Source organism: Treponema sp. UBA7570 (genome assembly GCA_002477955.1).
Classification (GTDB): Bacteria; Spirochaetota; Spirochaetia; order Treponematales; family Treponemataceae; genus Treponema_D.
In genome coordinates, this window is the sequence record DLLE01000019.1 from 1 (window position 1) to 4,149 (window position 4,149).

Sequence of the window (4,149 nt, forward strand, 5' to 3'; positions counted from 1 at the left end):
GTATTCTTTTTGAAAACGGCAGGCTAAAAGGAAATCAAAATGCACACAAAAAAACTTGTAAAAATCATCACCGATATTCTTATGTTCGCAGACTTTATTTTTCTGATGAGCCACGAGGTTGTGCGGGACCTTTCGGCCCACGGAATTTTCGGGGCTGCGCTTTTTGCGCTTTTTATTTTGCACCACATTTTGAACGGCGGCTTTTACCGTTCTGCGCTGCGCGGAAAATACAATTCAGTGCGGATTTTATTCAGCGCGACAGCGTGGCTTTTGTTTGCGCTGATGATTTTGATGGCGTTCAGCTCGGTTATGATGAGCGGAGCGGTTTTTGCGTTTTCTTCTATTAATATGGCTTCCTGGAGCCGGCCTCTGCACACTTTTTCATGCTCCTGGGGATTTTTAGTGATGGGCTTTCACCTGGGGCTTCATCTTCATTCAAAGCTGAAAAAACTTGAAGCGGCGGCAAATGGTAAAAAATCTGGCGACGGAAAATTAACTGTCATTGACGGGCTTGACCCGTCAATCGCTTCAGTCCAAAAAAGAAAAATCTCTGCAAAGTTTATCATTCTTCAGATTCTATGGATTTTGATTTTCGCGCTCGGAATTTTCTGCATTGTCCACAGCCAGCTTTACGTCTATCTTTTATGGCAGAACGCATGGAAACTTTCCGCGCCGAATATTTTTGTCTGCGTGGCGGAATATTTGGGGATGACCGCCGGAATGATTGCGCTTTCGCATTTTGCGATGAAGTTTTTGCAGAAGCTTTCCTGCCTTGCGGCAGGCCTGGGATGTTCCAAAAGTATCTTTTTTGTTATTTTCGGGCTTGACCCGAAAATCTAGATGCATATATTGCAATCATTTAGAGATTGCTAACCGAGTTTTCTATGCAAACATCGCAGTATCAAGTACGACAATGACATTTAGAACTTGTTCGACATCCACAAGCGAGGAAAACGCCCGAAAAAATCCCAATTTTTATCTTAGACCGTAAATTGGGCTTTTTTGACAAAAGTTATCTGTTTGTAAATGTTTTGATGTTCTGGTACTGTAATCTTGCATAGATTTCGGTAGCCCAGGTATTCAGTGTGTCTGCGTCGGACTTGTCGACGTTTGATGGAAGCTTTGTTTTTACTGCTTTGTTGTAGTTTTCTGCGGCGGCAGTATAATCTTTTGCGTTTAGCGCGATTTCGGCCTTAGTAAGGTAGGCGGCCCGTTTTTGCACTTGCGGATTATTTGAGAGTTTTGCAGTCGTTTTTTTTGTATCGGTTGATTCTGTTGTTTTATCTGTTTTTGTCTGTTCTTTTGTCTGAGGGTTGTTTTTTCCGCCGACTCGGCCTTCTACTCCCTTTACAAAGTCTTTCCAGCTCTGGCTAAAACAGGCAGATGTTGTAATCATAAGAAAAAACAGCGCGGCTTTTGATTTTTTTGATAAATTCATAATAGCTCCAATAAAAGGGGATGTCCCAAAAGTATCTTTTCTGTCATTTTCGGGCTTGACCCGAAAATCTAAATGCATATATTGCAATCATTTAGAGATTGTCGTATCAAGTACGACAATGACATTTAGAACTTATTAGACATCCCCTTTTGAGTTGTTTCGCAACGAAGTGAGAAACAATCGATGATAAGAAATTTTGCAACGCAACGTTACTAACCATTATTGTTTTCTTTGCATAAAATTGTCAAGTAAAAGAGTGTGTCATATGTGTTTTTGAGGCGGAAATGAGAAAAGTCTGCAATTGGAATGACAAAGAATAGGAACCGTAATTTTACTGTCATTCCCGTGCTGCGACATGGGAATCTGTTTTGCAATGAACAAGCTGATTCCTTGACAAAAAAATTCTCTGCCGTTATAAAATTACTAATAAAATTAGTTTGTCAAAAATTCTTTTTACGGAGGGTGTACTAAAAACTTTGTCAAAGATGGCGTCAAAGTTTTTAGTCAAAAGTTTGCGTTGCAAACTTTCTTATCAAGTGTTGTTTCTCACTTCGTTGCGAAACAACTAAAAAAGGCAAATTAAAAATTGATATTTTCAATTTGCCTTTTTTGGGAGGAAATTATGCCGCGTGCGGGTCTTACAAGGGAAAAAGTTATTGAGGCGGCGGCCAAGCTTGCGAACGAGCACGGCTTGGGTTACGTTACAATCACAACGATTGCCGAGCATTTTGGAATCAAAAAGCCGTCGCTTTACAACCACATTGAAAGCCAGGAGGACATTCAGAAGTCGCTGATGATTTACGGCTGGACGCACGGAATCGAGCCGCTTTCCGAGCAAATAAAAACTGACGACGCGCACGAGGCCTTGCGCCAGTATGCAAGTCTCTTCTATAAATATGCGATTGAAAATCCCGGCGTTTTTGAGGCTATGCTCTGGTACAACAAATACGAAAGCGAAGAGCTAGTTCAGGCGACCGAAAAACTTTACGCATTCTTTTTTGCCCAGACCGACAAGCTTAAAATCAGCCGTGAAAAAGCCAATCACCTTTTGCGCACATACCGCGCTTTTCTGGAAGGATTTTCGCTTCTGGTGATTCACAACTCGTTCGGAAACCCGATTTCAATAGAAGAAAGTTTTGACCTTTCGCTCGACGTGATGATAAAAGGCATGGAGCAGTTTGAAGGGAAATCACGTTAGGGATTGGAAGGGTGAGTGCATTTTGAAAAAATGCACGAAAACAAACGCTTGCGTTTGGTCGAAGGCGAAAGCCGTAGCCCTGAAAAGCCCGGCTCGAACGAAGTGAGGGAAACGCCCAAAAGAAAAATCAAAAAAAATTAAAGACTGACACTGAAATCCGGAGCATGCAAAAATGAGCAAGTACAATGATTTATGGATTTATGTTGATTTGATTTTCAAGCAGACGGGCAAAGAAAAACTGGAACTGTCTTTCAGCCAGATAAAGGACGCGGCGGGAATTGAACTTGACCATTCTTTTCTAAACTGCAAAAAAGAACTTTTGGAATACGGCTATAAAGTTGAGAAAATCAAACTGAAGGACAAGAAAATTGTGTTTTCAAAGGTGAATTGAAAGCGGAAAGCAGAATGTTTGAAGAAATTTTCAGCCACAAAAAACTTAACCTTGAAAAACTCAAAGCCTACGGATTTTCGGAGCAAGAAGGCGAATACAAATTCAGCTCAGGAATTTTGAACGGCGAATTTCAGCTTGAAATTGTTCTGGACAAAAACGGAAAACTGGACACGACGCTTACGGAAAAATCGACAGGCGAGGAATACATTTTATACAGGACAAAGGCAACCGGAGAATTCGTGGGAAATGTCCGCAGTGAAATTGAAAAAAAACTTAGCGAAATCGCAGAAAAATGCTTTGACACCGCAATTTTTAAAAGCGAGCAGACAATCAGGCTGATTAAATACGCGCGTGAAAAATACAGCACAGAGCCGGAATTTCTTTGGGAAAAATTTTCGGACAATGCGGTTTTTCGCAGAAAGGATACTGAAAAATGGTTCGCGGTTCTTCTCACGGTTTCCCGCCGAAAGCTCGGAATGCATTCGGACGAAATCGTCGAAATCGTTGATTTGCGGGCTCAGCCTGAAAATATTGCGGCATTGGTTGACGGCAAAAAAATCTTTCCGGGCTGGCACATGAACAAAATGCACTGGTTCACAATCATTCTTGACGGTTCGGTTTCTTTTGATAAAATCTGCAAAAAAATAGATGAAAGCTGGAATCTTGCAAAGTAAAACACTTTCGTTATATAATAACTAACTAAATTAGTTTTTAAGGAAGTAAAAATGCCAAGACCGCAGAACAAAGCCGACCTGATTGCGCTTGCAGAAAAAAACTATGATGAGCTTTTAAAATTCATCGATTCGATGAGCGAAGATGAGAAAAACACACCGTTCGACTTTTCTTCGCTGAACAAAAAGGAGGCGCACTGGAGCCGCGACAGGAACGTGCGCGATGTGATTTGCCACCTGACCGAATGGCACAAGCTGCTTTTGAAATTTGTCGCAGAAAATATGAAAGGCGGAAGCGGCGAAAAATCCGAAAACAAAAAGCCTGCGATTGTGTGTCAGTTTTTGCCCGAACCGTACAACTGGAAAAACTACGGCGACATGAACCGCGCAATCTGGAAGAACTGTCAAAACGTTCCGCTTGAAAAAGCTCTTGCAGACTTTTCCGAATCTC

The 4,149-nt window shown here is 41.5% G+C and carries 6 protein-coding genes; 5 read left to right on the forward strand and 1 reads right to left on the reverse strand.

Annotated elements, in window-relative coordinates; genetic code table 11:
• Positions 1-39 precede the first annotated feature (39 nt).
• Complete coding sequence (locus tag B4N75_RS01800; RefSeq protein ID WP_296706453.1) at positions 40-840, forward strand: DUF4405 domain-containing protein; 801 nt, start codon at positions 40-42, stop codon at positions 838-840.
• A gap of 172 nt (positions 841-1,012) precedes the next feature.
• Here B4N75_RS01800 and B4N75_RS01805 read toward each other — a convergent pair whose 3' ends face one another.
• Entirely contained in the window at positions 1,013-1,438 is a 426-nt protein-coding gene (locus tag B4N75_RS01805; protein WP_296024731.1) for a hypothetical protein, read from the reverse strand.
• Between the two features lie 622 nt (positions 1,439-2,060).
• Here B4N75_RS01805 and B4N75_RS01810 point away from each other — a divergent pair.
• The 4 genes from B4N75_RS01810 to B4N75_RS01825 all read left to right on the forward strand — a co-directional run.
• Positions 2,061-2,636, forward strand: a complete 576-nt coding sequence (locus B4N75_RS01810; RefSeq protein ID WP_296706454.1) for a TetR/AcrR family transcriptional regulator — start codon at positions 2,061-2,063, stop codon at positions 2,634-2,636.
• 172 nt (positions 2,637-2,808) lie between these two features.
• Complete coding sequence (locus B4N75_RS01815) at positions 2,809-3,027, forward strand: hypothetical protein (RefSeq protein WP_296706455.1); 219 nt, start codon at positions 2,809-2,811, stop codon at positions 3,025-3,027.
• Positions 3,028-3,041: 14 nt separating this feature from the next.
• A complete protein-coding gene (locus tag B4N75_RS01820) occupies positions 3,042-3,701 on the forward strand; it encodes an MmcQ/YjbR family DNA-binding protein (RefSeq protein ID WP_296706457.1) in 660 nt (219 codons plus the stop codon).
• A gap of 51 nt (positions 3,702-3,752) precedes the next feature.
• On the forward strand, positions 3,753-4,149 hold a 397-nt coding region (locus B4N75_RS01825; RefSeq protein WP_296706460.1), incomplete at its 3' end, for a ClbS/DfsB family four-helix bundle protein.

Bases quoted from the DNA above. Each gene is read 5' to 3' on its own strand.
- B4N75_RS01810 (WP_296706454.1), top strand. From the start codon at position 2,061: ATGCCGCGTGCGGGTCTTACAAGGGAAAAAGTTATTGAGGCGGCGGCC.
- B4N75_RS01805 (WP_296024731.1), bottom strand. From the start codon at position 1,438: ATGAATTTATCAAAAAAATCAAAAGCCGCGCTGTTTTTTCTTATGATT.
- B4N75_RS01820 (WP_296706457.1), top strand. From the start codon at position 3,042: ATGTTTGAAGAAATTTTCAGCCACAAAAAACTTAACCTTGAAAAACTC.
- B4N75_RS01800 (WP_296706453.1), top strand. From the start codon at position 40: ATGCACACAAAAAAACTTGTAAAAATCATCACCGATATTCTTATGTTC.
- B4N75_RS01815 (WP_296706455.1), top strand. From the start codon at position 2,809: ATGAGCAAGTACAATGATTTATGGATTTATGTTGATTTGATTTTCAAG.